At 52.8% G+C, this 19,844-nt stretch carries 16 protein-coding genes; 15 read left to right on the top strand and 1 reads right to left on the bottom strand.

The features are described from left to right. Positions 1–31: 31 nt before the first annotated feature. The 6 genes from GEOB_RS13385 to GEOB_RS13410 all read left to right on the top strand — a co-directional run bounded on the left by GEOB_RS13385 (position 32) and on the right by GEOB_RS13410 (position 10,785). Positions 32–1,288 carry a M16 family metallopeptidase gene (locus GEOB_RS13385; RefSeq protein ID WP_012647776.1) on the top strand — a complete coding sequence of 419 codons (1,257 nt, stop codon included), beginning with the start codon at positions 32–34 and terminating at the stop codon, positions 1,286–1,288. A 6-nt stretch (positions 1,289–1,294) separates the two neighbouring features. After that, positions 1,295–1,744 carry a dUTP diphosphatase gene (gene dut, locus GEOB_RS13390; RefSeq protein WP_012647777.1) on the top strand — a complete coding sequence of 150 codons (450 nt, stop codon included), beginning with the start codon at positions 1,295–1,297 and terminating at the stop codon, positions 1,742–1,744. Positions 1,745–1,873: 129 nt separating this feature from the next. Then, on the top strand, positions 1,874–2,977 hold the full coding sequence (locus tag GEOB_RS13395) for an aminopeptidase (RefSeq protein WP_012647778.1): 1,104 nt from the start codon (positions 1,874–1,876) through the stop codon (positions 2,975–2,977). After that, positions 2,977–3,585, top strand: coding sequence for an L-threonylcarbamoyladenylate synthase (locus GEOB_RS13400; RefSeq protein WP_012647779.1), 609 nt, complete (start codon positions 2,977–2,979; stop codon positions 3,583–3,585). The genes GEOB_RS13395 and GEOB_RS13400 overlap by 1 nt, the downstream gene beginning before the upstream one ends. Positions 3,586–3,596: 11 nt before the next feature. Then, positions 3,597–3,950: a hypothetical protein gene (locus GEOB_RS13405; protein ID WP_012647780.1), complete on the top strand. Its 354-nt coding sequence runs from the start codon at positions 3,597–3,599 to the stop codon at positions 3,948–3,950. 520 nt (positions 3,951–4,470) lie between these two features. Beyond that, positions 4,471–10,785, top strand: coding sequence for a cadherin-like beta sandwich domain-containing protein (locus GEOB_RS13410; protein WP_012647782.1), 6,315 nt, complete (start codon positions 4,471–4,473; stop codon positions 10,783–10,785). A gap of 323 nt (positions 10,786–11,108) precedes the next feature. Here GEOB_RS13410 and GEOB_RS13415 read toward each other — a convergent pair whose 3' ends face one another. Further along, a complete protein-coding gene (locus GEOB_RS13415) occupies positions 11,109–11,459 on the bottom strand; it encodes a hypothetical protein (protein ID WP_012647783.1) in 351 nt (116 codons plus the stop codon). A 323-nt stretch (positions 11,460–11,782) separates the two neighbouring features. Here GEOB_RS13415 and GEOB_RS13425 point away from each other — a divergent pair, with 323 nt between their 5' ends. The 9 genes from GEOB_RS13425 to GEOB_RS13465 all read left to right on the top strand — a co-directional run bounded on the left by GEOB_RS13425 (position 11,783) and on the right by GEOB_RS13465 (position 19,833). After that, positions 11,783–12,241, top strand: a complete 459-nt coding sequence (locus tag GEOB_RS13425) for an NfeD family protein (RefSeq protein WP_012647784.1) — start codon at positions 11,783–11,785, stop codon at positions 12,239–12,241. Then, complete coding sequence (locus GEOB_RS13430) at positions 12,241–13,092, top strand: SPFH domain-containing protein (RefSeq protein ID WP_012647785.1); 852 nt, start codon at positions 12,241–12,243, stop codon at positions 13,090–13,092. Before GEOB_RS13425 ends, GEOB_RS13430 begins: the two co-directional genes overlap by 1 nt. A 165-nt stretch (positions 13,093–13,257) precedes the next feature. Continuing rightward, the gene (locus GEOB_RS13435; protein WP_012647786.1) at positions 13,258–14,238 is read left to right on the top strand and encodes a TIR domain-containing protein; all 981 of its coding nucleotides are present in this window, start codon (positions 13,258–13,260) and stop codon (positions 14,236–14,238) included. Next, complete coding sequence (locus GEOB_RS19395) at positions 14,235–14,867, top strand: hypothetical protein (RefSeq protein ID WP_012647787.1); 633 nt, start codon at positions 14,235–14,237, stop codon at positions 14,865–14,867. The genes GEOB_RS13435 and GEOB_RS19395 overlap by 4 nt, the downstream gene beginning before the upstream one ends. A 25-nt stretch (positions 14,868–14,892) precedes the next feature. Beyond that, on the top strand, positions 14,893–15,780 hold the full coding sequence (locus GEOB_RS13445; RefSeq protein WP_012647788.1) for a hypothetical protein: 888 nt from the start codon (positions 14,893–14,895) through the stop codon (positions 15,778–15,780). Continuing rightward, a complete protein-coding gene (locus GEOB_RS13450) occupies positions 15,780–17,297 on the top strand; it encodes a serine protease (protein ID WP_012647789.1) in 1,518 nt (505 codons plus the stop codon). Before GEOB_RS13445 ends, GEOB_RS13450 begins: the two co-directional genes overlap by 1 nt. Positions 17,298–17,364: 67 nt before the next feature. Further along, the gene (locus GEOB_RS13455; protein ID WP_012647790.1) at positions 17,365–17,886 is read left to right on the top strand and encodes a TIR domain-containing protein; all 522 of its coding nucleotides are present in this window, start codon (positions 17,365–17,367) and stop codon (positions 17,884–17,886) included. Between the two features lie 79 nt (positions 17,887–17,965). After that, positions 17,966–18,577, top strand: coding sequence for a TIR domain-containing protein (locus GEOB_RS13460; RefSeq protein ID WP_012647791.1), 612 nt, complete (start codon positions 17,966–17,968; stop codon positions 18,575–18,577). 38 nt (positions 18,578–18,615) lie between these two features. After that, a complete protein-coding gene (locus tag GEOB_RS13465) occupies positions 18,616–19,833 on the top strand; it encodes a carbohydrate kinase family protein (RefSeq protein WP_230198947.1) in 1,218 nt (405 codons plus the stop codon). Positions 19,834–19,844: the final 11 nt, after the last annotated feature.

Raw genomic sequence — 19,844 nt, forward strand, 5'->3', positions numbered from 1 at the left:
AATTTCCCGATTACGGTGTATAGTTCTTACCATGATAAAAAAAACCACCCTTAAAAACGGCGTACGTGTCATTTCAGAGGCACTGCCTAACCTAAGCTCAGTATCGATCGGAATCTGGGTCGCCAACGGCTCCCGCCATGAACGGCGGGAGTCGAACGGCGTCGCCCACTTCATAGAGCATCTCCTGTTCAAGGGAACAACCAACCGCACCGCCCTCGACATCGCCCGGGAAATAGACTCGGTCGGGGGCATCCTCAATGCCTTCACCAGCCGCGAATATGTCTGCTACTATGCAAAAGTGCTGGACCGGTTTCTGCCCAAGGCGGTGGACATCCTTGCCGACATCTTCACCAATTCCATCTTCGATCCCGAAGAGATCGAAAAAGAACGGAAGGTCATCCTCCAGGAAATAAACATGGTGGAGGACAACCCCGAGGATTTGGTCCACGATCTTTTCCACCAGAAATTCTGGAAACACCACCCCCTCGGCATGTCCATCCTGGGAGACCAGCAATCGGTATCCGGTCTGACACGGGAAAAGATCATCGGCTTCAAGGACCGCATGTACCGGGCTGAAGACATCATTATCGCTGCCGCCGGCAATGTGGATCACCAGGAACTGCTGGCTCTGCTGGAGAAAAATCTCCCCCGGATTGCCACCGGCAACGGCCGGGAAACTTCGACCGAACCGGTGCATAAAAAGCGCATCGAGACAGTGGAGCGGGACCTGGAACAGGTGCATATGTGTCTTGGTATCCGCGGCCTGCCCCAGAATCACCCCCGGCGTTTCGACGCCTTCGTCATGAATACCATCCTCGGCGGCAGCATGAGTTCCCGCCTCTTTCAAGAGGTGAGGGAGAAACGCGGCCTTGCCTACTCCATATACTCTTACATGGCTTCCCATGCCGATACCGGCTCCCTGGTCATCTACGCCGGGTCGGGACCGGGCCACTACCGCGAGGTGATGGAACTGTCCCTTGGGGAGCTGAAACGGCTGAAAAGGGAACCGGTGCCCCAGGTGGAGCTGGATGCGGCCAGAGAGCAGCTTAAAGGCAACATGATCCTTTCCCTGGAAAGCAGCGACAATCGCATGTCCAAGCTGGCCAAGAACGAGATCTATTTTGGCCAATATCAGCCCCTCGACGCCATCATCGCAGGCTTCGACTTGGTCACCACCGACTCCATCATGGAGATTGCAGGTCAACTACTGGACGACGATTACCTGACACTAGTGATGCTGGGCAAGGTGGAAGGCGGCCACACCTTTTCGAACATTACCCTTCAATAATTATCCATGAATTCAATTAACGTAAAAATCAAACGCATCAGGCCTGAAAAAGGCAATCCGCTTCCCCGGTACATGACTGCCCATGCCGCAGGAGTGGATCTTTGCGCCGACCTGGACCAGGAGCTGGTGCTTGAACCGGGGGAGAGAACCCTGGTCCCCACCGGCATTGCCATCGAGCTGCCGGAAGGTTATGAAGCGCAGATCAGGCCCCGTAGCGGCCTGGCCCTGAAACACGGCATTTCCCTTGTCAATTCGCCTGGCACCATCGATGCCGATTATCGTGGGGAGATCGGGGTGATTGTCATCAACCACGGCAATGAGCCGTTCGTCATCAGCAACAACGAACGGATTGCACAGATGGTCTTCGCACCCTTTACCCGTGCCGTCTTTCAGGATGTCGCCGAACTTGGAGAGACAGCGCGGGGAGAAGGCGGCTTTGGCCACACCGGTAGATGATACCTCCCTCAATCTTCCCTGCTGCCGTAGGGGGAAGCGATCGTAAGCGAGCAGGGGGGAAGTAGGTCGTTCCGGCAAACAAGCATCGTTTTCGGATGGAAAATAGATAACTGGCAGTCGGGAGGTCATATGAAAGACACGCGCGTCAGGCAATTGGCCGAGGTGCTGGTAAATTATTCGACCAAGGTAAAGAAGGGGGACGTGGTCCTCATCTCGGCGACGGGAATGGAGTCGATTCCCCTGGTCAAGGAGCTTTATGCCCTCTGTCTGGAGAAGGGGGCCAAATATGTGGAATACGAGTTCAACGTTCCCGATATCAACCGCTATTTCTACAACAATGCCACAGACGAACAGCTCGCCTATTTTCCCGAGCACAAGCTGGACCAGATGAAGAAGGCTGATGTTTACATCGGCCTCTCCGCTGCTGACAACTCCATGGTCATGGCCAAGGCCGACCAGAAGAAGATGATAGCCTGGTCCAAGCTGGTGCGCCCCATCGTCGACTGGCGGGTAAAGAATACCAGGTGGGTCATCACCCGTTACCCCACCCACGGCGCCGCCCAGGAAGCCAAGATGAGCCTGGACGAGTATGAAGATTATCTCTTTGCTGCCTGCTGCATCGACTGGCATGCCGAATCCCTGAAGCAGGACAAGCTGAAAAAGCTGGTGGATGCCGCCGACAAGGTGCGCATCAAGGCTTCCGATACGGATCTTTTCTTCAGCATCAAGGGACTGCCAGGCATCAAGTGCGACGGCCGCTACAACATCCCCGACGGTGAGGTCTATACCGCCCCGATAAAAACCTCCGTTGAAGGATACATCACCTACAACTGCCCCACCGTATACCAGGGCAAGGAATTCAACGATATCCGCCTGGAATTCAGCAAGGGGCAGATCGTCAAGGCCACCTCCCGCGGGATGGACAAGGAGTTGAACGGCGTCCTGGACACCGACGAGGGTGCCCGCTACGTGGGAGAGTTTGCCATCGGCGTCAATCCCAACATCCGCGTCCCAATGCGCAACATCCTTTTCGACGAGAAGATCTTCGGTTCCATCCATTTCACCCCCGGCCAATGCTACGACGAGTGCGACAACGGCAACCGTTCGGCCGTCCATTGGGACATGGTCAAGATCCTGACCGGAGACGGCGAGCTGTGGTTCGATGATAAATTGATCCAGAAGGATGGCCGTTTCGTTCACCCGGACCTGCTGGAACTCAACCCTGGTGACTGATGCTACTGGAAATCAACCCACAGAACCCCCAACCACGGCTTCTCGCCCAGGCTGTAGAAATCCTCGAAAAAGGCGGGGTAGTGGCTTACCCCACCGACACCACCTACGGCATCGGCTGCAGCATCTTCAACAAGAAGGGCATCGAACGCATTTACGCCATCAAACAGCGTGACAGGAAAAAGCCCTTCTCCTTCATCTGCGCCGACCTCTCCGATATCGCCCATTACGCCCGGGTGAGCAACTACGCCTTCAAGGTCATGAAACGGTTCCTGCCAGGGCCATACACCTTCATTCTCGACGCCACCAGCGTTGTTCCCGACCTGTGCATGACCAAGCAGAAAACCGTCGGTATCCGCATTCCCGCCAACAAGATCTGTCTTGCCATAACCAAGCTCCTGGGGCATCCCATCATCACCACCAGCGCCAACCTGTCCGGGGAAGACCCCATCGGAGATCCCTTCCAGGTAGAAAATACCCTGGGAAAACTGATCGACCTGACGGTGGACGGCGGGGTACTGACAGCGGATGTGAGTTCGGTGGTGAGCCTGATCGGCGACCGCCCGGAGGTTCTGCGTAAAGGGGTCGGGGACGTGAGCTGGTGCGAGTGAGGCTCTGCTGAATGCGCAAGAGAACGGTCAGGCTCGGACTTAACTACATCCTTGTCGCCATGGTGCTGATCACCATCGCCACCTTTTTCCACGAGGAACTGGCCTGGCTCTTTATGCTGTCGCCGGTGGGGGAAACAGAGCTTGCCCTGACCGGGCTGGTGGTGGGCTGGATGTTCGGCGGGGTGGGGGTAGTGATCGCTGCCGTCGGTTTCCTGCAGAGTGCGACGCGGGAGGCGGATGTGCAACTGAGGCCGATCATCATCGTCCTAGCGGCAGTACTGGCCATCTTCATGATGCTTTTCTACACCTCCCTCATCAAACCGGAGGAGCCAAGGCTACGGCCGGGCGAAACTATCACCATTTAATCCCATCCTTATAGGGCGCTTTTTCGTCCAGGCGAATGTCATCCCCTTGCTCACTTTACTGGGTAGACAGGATTGCTTGAGCCTTGCATGGCGACCTCCTCGTGACGTTATTCACCAACCTGCTATTGCCCCCTGTTTATCTGATATTTTTGAAACATTTTCTCCGTAGCTCATTAATTCACAGTATTTAAGATCCGTCCGCCTTTTCCATGACCTTTTTAGGGGTATCTGTTTCTCTGACTTCGAGACCTCAAAAAATAAGGTATTTTAACATAATTTATATATCATTATACTTAATTAAAAATTATGGTTGACACACTTGATATATTTAGTTAAAAAAAGTTGTCATAATTTACATTAATCTTGTGGGGCAGGTGTGCATCTTTTAAATGATCCCTTCCGCGTTTTACTCTGGCATAACCTCCGGTATACATATCAATCCTCACTTAAAAAAGAGGCGTTTCTTGTCCCGTAATGATCCGGGCATGGAGCTAATTTAGTATTTCAAGAAGGAGTCTTCATGGGAAAAAGAATTATCAAACGGATTCATGGGATGGGAGTTGCTTCCAAACTGGGCCTGGTGATGGTTCTGACTGTGTTGGTCAGCGTATTTATGTACCAGGGACTTTTTAAGCCGAACGGAATTTCAGCTACTCCCACCATAAGCAACGCTTGGACCAATGTCTACTCCACTGCGGCATCTACCGCCGCGGTGGATGTAACTTCATCGTCATTTTCAGTCAATACTGGAAATACCAACAGACTCTTGCTGGTGGCGGTTCAATTTGAGACCTCTGCAGCGACGACTCTTGTTTCACCACCCACCATCAGCTATGGCGGGGTTAATCTTACGCAAATACAGAACACCTTCGCCTTCAGCGGTCGTTCTCATGCCTATATGGGGTATCTGAGGAGCTCGCAGATACCAGCAGGTCTAAACGCCGTGCGTGTGCAGGCCAGCACCGGAAACAGCAACACCTTTCAGGGGGTGCAGATCGCGGTAGCCTCCTACTTTGATATTGATCAGACCAACCCCATCAACGATAGTTCTCAGTCGGCAACTGCCAGCGCTTCGGTTACCTTTGGCAGCCAGGTGGATTATGTGGCCAATGGCATTACCGTGTTCTGTGCCACCAATGGTGGCTCACCTGCTACCTTAACCTCCCCCACAGGATTTACCGGACAAAGCGGTGCCACATCCACGGCAAGTGGCTCGTCCGGTTTCGTTGCATCATCTGCGGTTCATGCTGCTCCTGGCAGTTATGCCGGCACGACCAGCGTTTCCTTCGGCGGAACCACTTCAACCAGGTCAGCCCTTGTGGTCGCTTCTCTTCGTCCGGCGACAGTCTTGTCCAATAATGCCGATCTGGGCAGCATGACTATTTCGGCGGGGGAACTGACGCCGGCTTTCAGCAGTACTGTTACTTCCTATACGGCGGCAGTCACTAATGGGACAAGTTCCATAACCGTAACCCCGACACTGGCAGATGCAAATGCAGAAGTTACAGTCAATGGAGTCGAGGTTGCCAGTGGAACTGCTTCTTCTCCCATTTCGCTGGCTGTGGGTGACAACACCATTTCGATACGGGTTACGGCGCAGGATGAGGTCACGACCAAAACTTACACCATAGTGGTAAATCGTGCCGCGACCGGTGGCGGAGGTTCAAATGTCACCTATCATACCCGTGGTCTGACTTCGATAGATCTAATCGCCCATGGAGCAACCAATGTCGTTGCAGAAGGAGATTCCCTTAACGGTGGTATCTCTTACAACTTTACAGTCGCCACCAATCAATACCGGGCCATAACCAGCACCACAGCCCCATCCGGCACCTATCGAAATCGTCTGCGCTATGGTGCCGACTGGAGTGGAACAACAGAGGTGTTGCGTTCATATACGTCCAAATACTCTTCTGCCATGACCATCGGTGCCAATGCGACAACACGTATGTGTGTTTATAACAGGGGCACTGTCAACAACTGTACCGGTTACGCAGAAATCTATGAGTACAATGACAACTCTGGAATAGTCGGTGCCAGGAAAGGCATTACGCCCGTCAGCGCTACTTTCTCCGGCTCGACTGCTGTAAACATTGACCTTACTTTCAATAATGCGGCATTTCCGGTCAGTAGCGGTAACAGAGTGGTAGTGTATTATTACCTCACTGCCAATACCTCCGATCCCTGCATTCTCTATGGTGCCGCATATAATGCCAGTACGCCGGCCGGGACAACCTATTTCACACTCACTGAGTCTGCAGGCGGCGGCTCTTCCACCAATGCCAACCTCAGCAATCTGGCGCTGTCTTCCGGTACGCTCACACCCGCATTTGCCAGCAGCACCACATCCTACACGGCATCCGTTGCCAATACTGTGACCTCGATTACCGTTACGCCGACCGAGGAGGATACAACCGCTACCACCACCGTTAACGGCGTTCCTGTGGAAAGCGGCACCGCTTCCGGGCCCATCAGCCTGGCGGTAGAGAGCAACACTGTTACTGTTGTAGTCACCGCCCAGGATGGGGTCACAAAAAAGACCTACACGGTGGTTGTCACCAGGGCGCCGTCGACCAACGCCAACCTGAGCAATCTGACCCTTTCGACAGGTACGCTGACCCCGGCCTTCGCCAGCGGCACAATCTCCTATACTGCCTCAGTTACCAATTCCACCACTTCCCTGACGGTGACTCCTACTGCACAGGACACTACGGCAACCATCAAGGTTAATGGCATTACCGTTGCCAGCGGTGTGGCCTCGGCGGCTATCCCCTTGGCAGTTGGAAGCAATACGATCAATACTGTGGTCACCGCCCAGGATGGCTCAACTACCACAACCTACACGGTGGTTGTCACCAGGGCGCCATCGACCAATGCCAACCTGAGCAGCCTGACTCTCTCGAACGGCACACTCATTCCGGCCTTTGCCAGCGGCACAACCTACTACACTGCATCGGTCACCAACGGGACAACTTCAGTCACCGTAACGCCCACTGTACAGGACAGCACAGCAACAGTAACCATCAATGGGGTCAGTGTTGCCAGCGGCACCCCTTCGGGTGCAATCCCCTTGTCCGTTGGCAGCAATACCATTAACACCGTAGTCACCGCCCAGGATGGCTCAACTACCAAGACCTACACGGTGGTTGTCACCAGGGCGCCGTCCACCAACGCCAACCTGAGCAATTTGGCCCTTTCGGCAGGCACCCTGACCCCGGCCTTCGCCAGCGGCACGACGTCCTATGCAGCCTCGGTCAGCAATGCCACTTCTACCATCACCGTAACACCCACCGTTCAGGATGCCACAGCCACCATCACCGTCAATGGGGTGGCCGTGACCAGCGGTACTGCATCGGTGCCTTTTGCTCTGGTCGTTGGCGCCAACACCCTCAATACCGTCGTTACCGCCCAGGATGGCGCCACCACCAAGATCTACACGGTGATGGTTACCAGGGCCGCATCGACCAACGCCAACCTGAATAATTTTGCCCTTTCGTCAGGCACCCTGAGTCCGGCCTTTGCCAGCGGCACGACGTCCTATACTGCCTCGGTCAGCAATGCCACCTCTACCATCACCGTTACGCCCACAGCCCAGGATTCTACTGCCACCATAAAGGTAAATGGGGTAGCAGTGACCAGCGGGACCGCATCGGTGCCCTTTGCCCTTGTGGTCGGTGCCAATACCCTGAATACCGTCGTCACCGCCCAGGATGGCACCACCACCAAGACTTATACGGTTGTCGTAACCCGGGCCCCGTCCACCAATACCAACCTGAGCAACCTGGTTCTCTCCGCGGGCACCCTTTCCCCATCCTTCGCCAGCGGTACGACGTCCTATACCGCTTCCGTCACCAATGCCACATCGAGCATAACCGTTACCCCCACAGTCCAGGACACCACTGCCACCATCAAGGTAAACGGAGCGACTGTCGCCAGCGGTAGTGCCTCTGGTGCCATTACCCTGACGGTGGGGAGCAACACTATCGACACCCAGGTAACCGCTCAGGACGGGACCACCATCAAGACCTATACGGTCGTGGTTACACGGGCAGCCCCAGTCATCAACAGTACAACCGCTTCAGCTCTGACATTTTCCGCCGTCACCCGGTCTTCCATTACCGTTACCGCCCCCTATTCGGGGGATGCCGATAACGACAACAGTTGCGTCATCCGCTGGGGAACCTCCTCCGGAAGCTATCCCAATGTGGCCACTGCCACCAAGACAGGCAGCGCCTATGTGGCAACCATCTCGTCCGGGCTGCAACCGCTAACGCCTTACTTCTTCCAGGCGACCTTCACCGATAGCGATGGTGTAAGCGGCAGCCCGGTCTCCGGCACGCAATCAACCGCAGCTAACGGCGCAACCAGCCCGCTCATGCACAATGGGGCCAACCTGGGCACCAAGTACAATGGTGGCAACTGGGGCGTCGATTACACCTGTGCCACCTGTCACAGCAGGGTTCCCACCAGCAATATAAAGAAGGTGATGACTCTCATCAGTGGCAGGACGGTCTCATTTCTCCAGATGACCGGCGCCACCAACAGTTTCGGAAATGACGGCAGACCGCGCCTCGGGAAATCGACCAACGTCTGCGAGGTATGCCATACACAAACCATCTTCCATCGCTACAGTTCCAATCCTGGTGTTGATCCGCTGCCCGGTGGATACGCCCACAAAAACCGGCTCGATTGTACGACCTGCCATCCCCACAATAAAGGATTTGCCGGTTCCGGCTGCGATGGATGTCACGGCAACCCGCCGACTACGGCCAATATAGACAACAGCAACAATACGGGCATGGTCTGGAGCCCGGAGCCTACCGGCGCTACCAACCCTGTCGGCCCCGGAGGTCACTCCGTCCATGAATCTCGCGGAATCAAATGCGATGCATGTCATAACGGCAACACCATGTCGGATGTCAGCTATACCATTCAGATGGGCTTTAACATCAACGGCACAAACTGGACAGGATTTCCGGGAAGCGCGGCCTTTGGCACTTTCTCCGCGCGCACTCCTACCAATAACAAATACAGCTTTGTCAACAGCAACCCTGGCACAATGGTTCGTCAGTCGCCTAGTGGTCGCAATTCCTGTAACGTCTATTGCCACGGCAACTGGGCCGGAGCAAACGGCAACTTGACTGCCTCCTGGGAGGGAGGCAGTGCCCAGGCCCAATGCGGTGCCTGTCACAGGGCGACGGCCGGCAATCCTCCCACCAATGGCAGCCACCTGGCCCATGCCGGCGCTTCGCCTAACCTGAGGCTTGGCTGCGACAAGTGCCATGGCACCCATACCAACAACACCCATGCGAATGGTACCGTAACCTGGGACCTTACGTCGATTTCAACTTCCGCCAGATATAACGGCGCATTGAGCGGCAGCACCAATGCCATCGCGCCGAGCAGTTCCTATCAGACCTGCAGCAACCTCTACTGCCACAGTACCGTTCAGCCCAACGGAGGAACCGGCAACCCGGCATCATACTTTACGCCAAAATGGGGCGATTCAGCCACCGTCAGCGGTTGCGGTGCCTGTCATACCGATATGCAGGCCAGCGGCACCGGCAACCATCTCAAGCACACTGCCAAATACAGCTGCACGATCTGCCATAATGCCGCCGGTGACAATTCCACCAAGCATGCCGACAACTATATCGATGTTGCCTTCAGCGGCGCCGGTACCGGCACGTCCTATACCCAGGCACGTACCCTTGCCGGATCCGATGGCTACGGCACCTGCTCGACCATCAGTTGCCATGGTTCCGGAGCATCTTCAACCGCCTGGGGCAATACCCTCAACTGTGGTGGATGTCACCTTATTGCCAATCTGAAGGGTGCCCACGGCAAGCATATCAACACTGCCGCCTTGCCCACCCTTTACAACTACACGGCCAACCGCAGCACCACCATCGGCTATAATTTCGGCTGCTCAAACTGCCATCCTTTGGATGTTCTGACCAAGCACGTCGATGGATACATCGATGTGACCCTCAATGCCACCAACACCGGCAACGGCGGAAGCGTCGGTTACCTGCGGTCCCGCAACTCAGCCACCGCCGACGGCCTTGCTCCAAGCAAGGGAGCATCGGGCATATATGGCACCAGCGGCGCCTCCGTTCGCTGTTCCGCCTCCTACTGTCACAGTAATGCCTATGCGGGCAATCAGAAGTTCATCGATTCACCCGACTGGTACGGGTCCTACACCGGCACCGACAAGTGCGCCATGTGCCATGGCAACTCGCCGAACGCCAACGACCCCACCAATCAGCCCGGTTCACCGGCCCATTACAGCAAGAACTTCCTGGGCTTCGCCAATATCAGTAGCGGCCATGTCATCGGTATTCACGCCAAAAACATCTTTACCGGCAGGTTCGGTCTAGCCGCTGTCGGCAATACCGCTGTCGGCAGTCACGGGAACGCATCCACCTCATCGACGATCAACTGTAACATGTGCCACTACAGCACCGTTACCACCTATGCCAACGACAAGAACAAGGCGTGTGCCCCATGCCATTCCTCCACTCCCAAAAATCCGGCGGAGCTCATTGCCGACAAGACCTTCCATATCAATGGCAAGGTGGACGTGGCATTTGCCCCCATCAGGGTCAAATCAAAGGCCCAGATCCGCGGCGCCGATTACAACAGTTCTCTCTGGTCGCGGCAGGTGGGTTACAAGGTTTCCGGTGCCTATGACGTGGCATTCAAGACCTTCACCACTGCCACCCAATGGAACGAAACGACTAAGACCTGCTCCAATATCGCCTGCCACAACGGAGCCAGCGTCAAGTGGGGTGATACGGGCGGCGTGACCAACTGTGCCTCTTGCCACTTCTAGCTGGATGATCCACGTAAAAGAAAAAGGCCTCTTCCCCAGCGGGAGAGGCCTCAGATTGCTGACAAAGTCACAATATGTAAGGCTGATCAAAAAGTCCCAGGTGCAAGGCGCCCGAAACCTGAGGAGTGAGGCGTACTTAACGGTACGCCGCAGCGACGAAGGGTAAGGGCAACGCCGCAGATGGGGCTTTTTCATCAGACTCAGGCCTCTTCCCGAGCGGGAGAGGCCTTTTCTTTATTGAGCTGAGTATTGAAAATGCAAAGTACTACAGCATAAAGAAGTTCCGATTCAACTCCTCTTTTGTCCCTTGCCAGAGCATGCTTTCAATGGTCCGCCACGTATCTATCGATTAACTCTTCAATCATCTCACCGATGGTGGTCCGTCTGTGGGCCGCCGCGATCTTCAGCTTCAGGTGCAGGTCCTGGCGGATATTTGCCGTCAGGCGCACATCACCTTCAGGAACCAGCCCCGATACCGCCTTTACGGTTGGCGCCTTCACCGCTCTTTTCACCGGTTTAGCAACCGGCTGCCTCTGCTTCTTTACCACCTGGTTTTGGGCCTTCTCAATTGCCTTCCTTACCGGAGCCGCTTTCTCCGCAGCCTTTTTTACCGGTGCCGGTTTGTTGATCTTCGGTATCTCGAAAAGCCCCATCTGGTTTTCCATGTCGTCCATATGTTCCTCTGTTGCATCGGCAGTATTATTTGCGAGCAGGAAATATATCAACAAATACTTACCTGTTCAAGTAATTGTGCCGCGTGAAGCAGGTTTTTTGTGACGACAAGGCCTCTTTCCGGATGGGAAGGGGCCTTGTCGTTGGCAGAAAACATGATTAATAAAAGAATTATAAATTTTAATGTATTGAACCGGAGGCAGTATAGGCATATATTCACCCGAAATCTCAATTATCTTAATGATATATTTGTTGTAAAATTTTTTTACACTGTAAAAATTTTTTACACTATTACTTCACCCTTTAAAAAAACGGGAGGTTTTTAGTGAATATATTGTGGTGGCATTGGCTGGTGCTCGGTCTGGTTCTCATCGGTCTTGAGCTGGTCGTTCCCTCCTTCACCATCATCTGGTTCGGCCTTGGCGCGATCCTGGTCAGCATCTTCCTGGCTATTTATCCTACCTTTTCCCTTCCTCTGCAGATACTCACATGGAGCGTCGCCTCCATCGTCTTTACCTTCGTCTGGTTCCGTTTTTTCAATCCCCGCACCAGTAAGACCTTTTCCGGCTCCGCCAAAGGGACCGTCCTTGGTGAAACCGGTCTCGTTATCCGTGGCGCCGAGCCGTACACCAAGGGCACGGTCAAGTTTCAGCTGCCGCTTCTGGGGGCCGATGAATGGCCCTGCATGGCCGATGAACCCCTGGAGATCGGGGATCGGGTCAAGGTGGTGAATGTGGAAGGGCATGTGATGAAGGTGACAAAACTCAAAAAAGGAGAAAGCTGATGAATCCAGGTACCGTTGTCTTGGCTGTTCTGTTTGCCCTGGTGGTAATAACCGTCTTCATGGGGGTGCGGCTTGTCCCCCAAGGGTACGAATTCGTCGTCCAGCGCCTCGGCAAGTACCACACGACCCTCAAGCCGGGTCTCAATTTCATCATCCCCTACGTGGATATCGTCGCCTACCGCCTGACCACCAAGGACATTGCCCTGGAAATCGGCGCACAGGAGGCGATTACCAAGGACAACGCCGTCATCGTCGCCAATGCCATCGCTTTTATCAAGGTCATCGATCCGGTGAAAGCGGTCTATGGCATCAGCAACTACGAGTATGCCATTCAGAACCTGGTCATGACCTCGCTTCGGGCCATCATCGGCGAGATGGAACTGGACAAGGCGCTCTCCTCCCGGGACATCATCAAGGCCCGTCTCAAGGAGATCATTTCCGATGACGTCACCGACTGGGGAATCCTGGTCAAATCGGTTGAAATCCAGGATATCAAGCCTTCCGATTCCATGCAAAAGGCCATGGAGCAGCAGGCCACGGCCGAGCGGCTGAAAAGGGCGATGATCCTGGAGGCGGAAGGGAAGAAGGAAGCAGTGATCAGGGAGGCCGAGGGCAAGCTGGAGGCAGCAAAGCTGGAAGCGGAGGCGCAGGTCACTCTGGCCGAGGCGTCGGCCAAGGCAATTCAGGATATTGCCGGGGCAGTGGGGGAGAAGGAGCTGCCGGCGCTGTTCCTCCTTGGGGATCGTTATGTGAATGCCATTCAAAAATTGTCTGTGTCTGCCAATGCGAAGACGTTTGTGTTGCCGGCGGATATTCTGCAAGCCGTCAAAGGGATTGCGGGAAGATCTTAGAAGGATAAAGGGTGAAACTATCTGCTTCATATTTTTTGAACTCGCTGCTTCTGTTCAAATATTTTGAAACATTTTGTTTGAAGGTCTCAGGGTGCGGAATATGTGGATGTCCCTAATTTTTCCAGCATGGGTGATGCTGCAGCCACATCGAGTCAGGAGTGAAAGATGAAAGTTTTTCTGTCACATGCTTCATCCGAAAAAAAGATGGCGAAGACTTTGCGGAGAAAGTTAGAGGTTGCCGGGCACGAGGTATCAACTTCAGATTCAATGGAGCAAGGAGATGACATTACCTCAGCCATTGGTAAGTTGATTGAGCGTGCGGAAGCCTTCGTCATTATTGTTTCCCCTAAAGGTCTCGGTAATGAACGGCTGATGTGGGAGTGGAGAACGGTACTGGAAAATTCGTGGAAGGAGCAGGGGAGACCAATCTTCGGGGTCCTCGTGGGTAATGTGGTTCCGCCACCGTTCCTAATGGGGAGGCAGCTTGTAACGATTTCCTCCCTGGATGATATCGATACTGCCGCTGAACAACTTCTGGGGCGCCTTCAAGGAAATCCGATTGACGAAATGGTCGTTGAAGATCTTAAGGCGAGAGGCAGGGAGATCATTTCTCATTTATCGAGCGAGATCCAAAAATTCGAGCCAAGCCCGGAACAACTAGAAAAGCAGCGGAAACGGCTTCAAGAAAAGATTCATGAACTTTCGGCTGCACCGGCCAGTGGGGACCTCGCACGGCTGAACCTGAAGCTGGTCAATGTGATCAAGACATTGGCCGAGAAAGGGCTGCAGGTAGATGGTGCAATTCCGTTAATGACTAAGTCGCTTGAAATAATGGAACAGCTTCAGAATACTTCCCCGGAGCAACGGGCTGCGCTACGGACGAGGATTGCGCGGGAAATGGAAAAGGCAGGTGATTTCCAAGGTGCGCTTGAGCAAGCGTGTCGAGCGCTGCAGGTTTGTGTAGAAGAACTTGATAAGAAAGGCCCTGCTGATACGGAGTGTGACGATAACGTTCCGGCCCTGGGATCCCTTCTTGAGCGGATCAAGGAGACTGTCGGGGAGGAAAATGTCCGTGCGGGCCGTTCCCTTGTCTCTTCATTAATTAGCAGAGCAGCAGACGGCAAAAGCAGGGGGGGGCAACAATGAGTTACAAATTCCCTCATCCTGAGCTTCCCAATCCCGACAGTGAGAAATCGATTTTTATCAATTGTCCCTACGACTCCGAATATGAGCCCTTTTTCGATGCCATCATCTTTTCGGTAGTTGCATCTGGCTTCATCCCGCGAAGCGCCAAGGAATCCGAAATGATTGCTGTCAGTCGAATTGAAAGAATTCTGCATGCTTTATACACGTCCAAGTATTCCATCCACGACTTATCGAAATGTCGGTATGAAGGAAACCAAATGCTGGCTCGTTTCAACATGCCGTTGGAACTGGGTCTGGCGATGTCTCGGAGATATCCGGGGGATGGGAAGATCCTGCATAACTGGTTGGTTCTCGTTCCCACTGACGCCCCTTACAGCAAATTCGTCTCCGATCTGTCCGGTTTCGATCTGAAGCAGTATCCTGGAAATGAAACTGAATTGATGAGAGCTCTGTTGGCCTGGTTGATGGTCCTTCCTGGAGCCCTACCCAGGATCTGCCCAACCCCCGTCATAGAGAATTTTTTGGATTTCAAAGTCCAGAAGAAAAAACTCAAGGAGGAGTGGGGTGATGATGTACCGTGGAAATTGCTTGTCGAAGCTGCAAAGGCAACGATTCCTGACTTTGCGTAAACCTTAATCCAGAGGAGGAGCTAAAATGTCACAACAAGTGCACGTAACATTTATTCACGGCCTTGCCAACAAACCTGCACCAAAAGAGCTTGAGCGGATATGGCTGAATGCCCTTTCTGCCCCTGTGGTTGGTGATCCAGGTTTTGATCTTGGAGCTGTCGGCGTAACTGCTTCCTTTGTATATTGGGCTGACCTTTTCTATGACAAGCCAATAGCCGCATCGGATTATGAAGCTGCAGCCAACCGCGCGGAGGAGCTTGATGCAGCAGTGAAACAGGATGTTAAACCGGGATGGGAAGCGAGCCTTATGCTGAAGTTGGCTGATGGAAATCAAGCGCTCAAGGATGCCCCGGTCGACGAAAGTACGGATGGATATGAACGGATACCGATCCCTTGGTTCATCAAAGAGCGTATGATGGAGCATTTCGTTCGGGAGGCCCACGACTATCTGTTCAACACGAACGGTATTAGAGACATCATCCGTCGTCGTGTTTTGGATGATTTTGCAAAGGTAGCGCCAGGGACACGCCATGTGTTGGTCGGGCATAGCCAGGGGACCTTCATAGGGTATGACGTCCTAACTGACGTGATGGATTGCAAGGAAATCGAAGGCTTCATGACCCTCGGAAGCCCGCTGGGGCTTGATGAAGTACAGGACAAACTTAACTGGTCCTGCAAAAACGGCTTTCCGTCAAAGTTGAAGGGGGACTGGGTGAACGTTTATGATCCGTTTGATGTGATCTCTCGACCCGATCCGGCGCTGGCCAATGACTTCAAAAAGAATGGTACAGAAGCTGTGATCGATGTTAAGGAAGAGAATTGGGGCACGTGGCGCCACTCGGCAACGAAATACTTCAAGGGACCTAAGCTTCGCGCGCAGTTACGTCGGCTGTGCAAACGGGAGGGTGCCTGATGGAGCCGGCGTGTTTCCTGAAAGAGCTTAGGACTGCGGTAGATGAATTCAGGCACACTGATGTTGGTACTCTTCTTGATCAGGTGAACCTAGACGACTTCGACGGTGGACAAATTAAAAAGACGCTTACGATCCTTCGTCGCAAGCGGTTGTTCCCCGAGTTGGAGGCAACAACCAAGAAGCTCATTGCCTGCGGGAAAGAAACTCCTCTGGTTCGACGCCTGCAGGTTCAAGCTCTTATTGACCAGAACATGATCGAGGAGTCTTTAGGTATATTGCAGGCTCTCCCGACGGAGCACCGTAACGATCCTCGTGAGGGACCTGAGCTCTGCGGTTTATCTGGTCGGGCATTCAAGCAGCTTTATGTGAATGGCGCGGGACGGGACAATTTGGGGAAAGCGATCCGTGAGTATAAGTCCTGTTGGACTAATCGTATGGGTGACTATCGCTGGCATGGTATCAATCTTGTTGCCCTCTTGGCACGAGCAGAACTGGATGGGATTGACATACCGGGGGGACCGAATAGAGAATTGATTGCCAGAGAAATTCTCGGAGAAATCGACGATCTTGGGCAGAATGCTACCATCTGGGACCATGCTACTGCCATGGAAGCCTCCGTCGCGTTACTGGACACTGATGGGGCTCTCAGATGGGCAAAGGATTACGTTCGACACCCATGTGTCGACGCCTTTGAATTGGGAAGCACACTCCGGCAGATGAAGGAGGTTTGGAGGCTTTCAGGTACGGAACTCGGCAATAAACTCCTCCCTGTACTCGAATATGAATTTCTTCAGAGACAGGGCGCAGAGTTACAGGTAACATCTCTGGCTGTAGCGGACATCGGCGGGTTTCAGGCGGTCTATGGAAATGAAGCTGCCGTACCGATAGCATGGCTGGACAACATGTTTGAGAGATGCAAGGCGGTGGGACGGGTCATTCGAACCGGAACCGGTGAGGCGATCGGGAGCGGCTTTCTTGTAAGAGGATCTGAACTGTGTCTGGGTTGGGGAGATGCGCCGGTCTTTGTTACAAATGCGCATGTGGTCAGCGACCGATCAGAAGACAATGCGCCGCTTCGATCGGGGGATGGATCGGTTGAATTTACCCGTATCTATGGGCGACCGAGGGTAGAACTCGGAAATATCCTCCATACCTCTGCCAAAGACGAGCTAGACGTAACAGTGTTGCAGGTTAATCCTCCTTTGGGCACCTCAGTACTCAGCCCATCGTTTTATCCGCCGGTGGTTCCTGGCGAGGGACAGGCACCGCAGCGTATATACGTTATTGGACATCCTGGAGGACGGGAACTTGAAGTTACCCTCTACGACAATAGCCTAGTAGCCTGTTCTGACAACCGTTTCGTGCACTACCGCAGCCCGACAGAAGGAGGGCACTCAGGATCTCCTGTTTTTACGAGGGAATGGAAAGCTATCGCTGTTCATCATCGGAATAGACAGGAGTTACAGGTAAACGAAGGCGTGTTATTTGGGCCAATCTGTGATGTTCTGAAGATTTAGTTTTCTGATATTGCACCGTCTAACAATCCCAGAATAGGATTTGCATTGTTACAAGGAGATGTCATTTATGGGACTGCCAAGAACGTTCGTAGGATTCAGCAGCACTGATATCAATTATTACCGGCTGATGCAAGCGTGGAAGGCACATGAGCATATCGATTTTGATTTCGCCGATTGCCAACTTAATTCAGAAATCAATTCAGAGGATGAGACTTACATAAAGCGAAAATGCCGGGAGCGCATCAATCTGGCGGGCAAATACGCGATGCTCATTGGCGAGGATACGCGCTATAAGTATAAATATGTCAAGTGGGAGGCTGAAGTTGCAATCGAAAAGGGCTGCACGATTATCGGGGTGAACCTTGATGGGTGGAGGCGAATCAATGAAGAAACCTGTCCTCCTATTCTAAGAAACAGAGGGGTAATGTTTGTTCCCTTTTCGCCGAAGATTGTTGCACATGCTCTTGACCATGCGCAGCTTCATGATGATAAGAATTGGGAATTCAAGGACAATGTCTATACACAGTTAGGATATGTACTCGACGGAAACCGCGCTGAGCTGCCACCCAGGCCATTTCCATTTCGGTAATCTGTCATTCCGACTTGTTAAACGAGAGTGAATGGTGGAACTGTAAAGTTTACTTGATAATAAATTACGGGAGCGGCTAATGGCCTTATTTCGTGAGTCAACAGTAAGAGATTATGCCCAAAGAGCTTTGTCTGCTGACAGAATCCGGCGAAATGCATATTCTCTGAGGAAATCAGAAGCCCTGATTTTGGAGTCCATAACTGCGGCTGTGTATGCGGATCATTTTGACATGTTCCTGTCGCATACTATTCGAGATGCTGAGATAATTTTGGGGATGAAGGAGCTATTTGCGGAAATGGGTTACAAAGTTTACATCGACTGGATAGATGATCCGCAATTAGACAGGAGAAGTGTCAATAGAAATACTGCTGATAAAATCAGATCGAGAATGCAGCAATGCAACTCCCTGTTTTTCGTAACAACGCAGAGTTCACTTGATTCGAAATGGATGCCGTGGGAATGCGGATACTTTGACGGTATCAAAAGCAAGGTTGCAATTGTTCCAGTTGTTCAATACTCAAGCGATGAAAAATATCGCGGTCAAGAGTATCTCGGGCTGTATCCTTACTGTGAGAAATCACCAAGTAAGGGCGGTAAAGAGTTATTGTACGTGTTTGAAGATGCTAAGAAGTACCTTCCATATGATGAATGGGTTAAGCAGTCAGAGCCAATAAAATGGTATGAAATTTAAGTGGGACCGATTACGCAAACCAGATTGAACAGGCGAGCTTGATCAGAATTACATTAAAAAAGTACGTAACTAAGGAATTAACAGAGAGGAAAATGCGCATAGCTGGCGGTTTCTACAGAGAAAATTGTTGCTTGCCTGCCTGGAATGCAGCATTTGGTTCCGGTGGTCGGGCTGCTGCAGCTATATCTAGGCTTTCTCCGGGGACTGTTCTTCATACATATTGTGAAGAGTCGGAAGACGTGCATATTCATGCGCTTAAGAAGCTTGGCGTGGATGTTCGCGTGAATTCGCGACCTACAAGTATTGTCTTCGCGTATTTTCATCCGCTGTCTCGACCCCACATTCAACCACCACCAGACATGCTCACCCTGCAACATATAATTACTATCAGCGATGAAGCCGTGTTGCGTTTTGGGTTTTTGGAGGGTGATGCAATAGTTGATGCAGATCGAGCCGTTTATGACCCCCAGACGTGGCGGAATCCGGCACCATTCAGGGCAAATGGCTCCCGTGCGAACGAGTTGGCTATTGTTCTTAACGAGCTGGAACTCAAATCCGCGACCGGCTATCAAGCTGAGCTCTCTCTGGCGGCACATCAATTAATTGAAGATCAGCAGGCAGAGCTTGTTGTTGTGAAGCGCGGAATCTGGGGTGCAACGGTTTACGAGCGGTCGGGGATAGTCACATTAATTCCCGCATATAGATCATCGCGAGTGTTTAAGATCGGTACAGGTGACGTGTTTAGCGCAATTTTCGCCCACTACTGGGCAGAGAAAAGACTGTCTGCCGCGGAGGCTGCCGATTTAGCGTCTCGGGCTGTTGCACAATACTGCAACAGCGGCCAGTTACCAATTGATCCTGCCGAATTGGGTCAGTTTGCACCCATTCACTGCGGAACGGCAGGGACGGTTCTACTTTTGGGGGTGGCTGGTAGTCTTGGCCAGCGATACACAATGGAAGAAGCCCGTTTTGTCTTGAAAGGACTCGGCGTGGAGGTTTGCTGTCCTGTTCTGGATGGTGAATTGAGCTATTCAGCCTGTGCCGCGCTCATTCTTGCAGAGGGTGCAGATGCGGAGATTATCAGGAGCATTGAAAGCGAACCATTGCCAGGTTTACCCATGGTTGTATTGCAGGAAAAAGGTGTGCGATGTGATGAACTATTGAAAGTCCCTGCTTTAGAGAAAGCTTCAATTGTCGATGATTTTACAACGGCGATGTATACGGTGACATGGGCCGCATTAGAAACTGATAGCTGAGGAAATCACAC

The organism is Geotalea daltonii FRC-32, from assembly GCF_000022265.1.
Taxonomy (GTDB): domain Bacteria; phylum Desulfobacterota; class Desulfuromonadia; order Geobacterales; family Geobacteraceae; genus Geotalea; species Geotalea daltonii.

Bases quoted from the DNA above. Each gene is read 5' to 3' on its own strand.
- GEOB_RS13430 (WP_012647785.1), top strand. From the start codon at position 12,241: ATGAATCCAGGTACCGTTGTCTTGGCTGTTCTGTTTGCCCTGGTGGTA.
- GEOB_RS13415 (WP_012647783.1), bottom strand. From the start codon at position 11,459: ATGGACGACATGGAAAACCAGATGGGGCTTTTCGAGATACCGAAGATC.
- GEOB_RS13455 (WP_012647790.1), top strand. From the start codon at position 17,365: ATGGGACTGCCAAGAACGTTCGTAGGATTCAGCAGCACTGATATCAAT.
- GEOB_RS13460 (WP_012647791.1), top strand. From the start codon at position 17,966: ATGGCCTTATTTCGTGAGTCAACAGTAAGAGATTATGCCCAAAGAGCT.
- GEOB_RS19395 (WP_012647787.1), top strand. From the start codon at position 14,235: ATGAGTTACAAATTCCCTCATCCTGAGCTTCCCAATCCCGACAGTGAG.
- GEOB_RS13450 (WP_012647789.1), top strand. From the start codon at position 15,780: ATGGAGCCGGCGTGTTTCCTGAAAGAGCTTAGGACTGCGGTAGATGAA.
- GEOB_RS13435 (WP_012647786.1), top strand. From the start codon at position 13,258: ATGAAAGTTTTTCTGTCACATGCTTCATCCGAAAAAAAGATGGCGAAG.
- GEOB_RS13400 (WP_012647779.1), top strand. From the start codon at position 2,977: ATGCTACTGGAAATCAACCCACAGAACCCCCAACCACGGCTTCTCGCC.
- GEOB_RS13405 (WP_012647780.1), top strand. From the start codon at position 3,597: ATGCGCAAGAGAACGGTCAGGCTCGGACTTAACTACATCCTTGTCGCC.
- GEOB_RS13395 (WP_012647778.1), top strand. From the start codon at position 1,874: ATGAAAGACACGCGCGTCAGGCAATTGGCCGAGGTGCTGGTAAATTAT.
- GEOB_RS13445 (WP_012647788.1), top strand. From the start codon at position 14,893: ATGTCACAACAAGTGCACGTAACATTTATTCACGGCCTTGCCAACAAA.
- dut (WP_012647777.1), top strand. From the start codon at position 1,295: ATGAATTCAATTAACGTAAAAATCAAACGCATCAGGCCTGAAAAAGGC.
- GEOB_RS13385 (WP_012647776.1), top strand. From the start codon at position 32: ATGATAAAAAAAACCACCCTTAAAAACGGCGTACGTGTCATTTCAGAG.
- GEOB_RS13410 (WP_012647782.1), top strand. From the start codon at position 4,471: ATGGGAAAAAGAATTATCAAACGGATTCATGGGATGGGAGTTGCTTCC.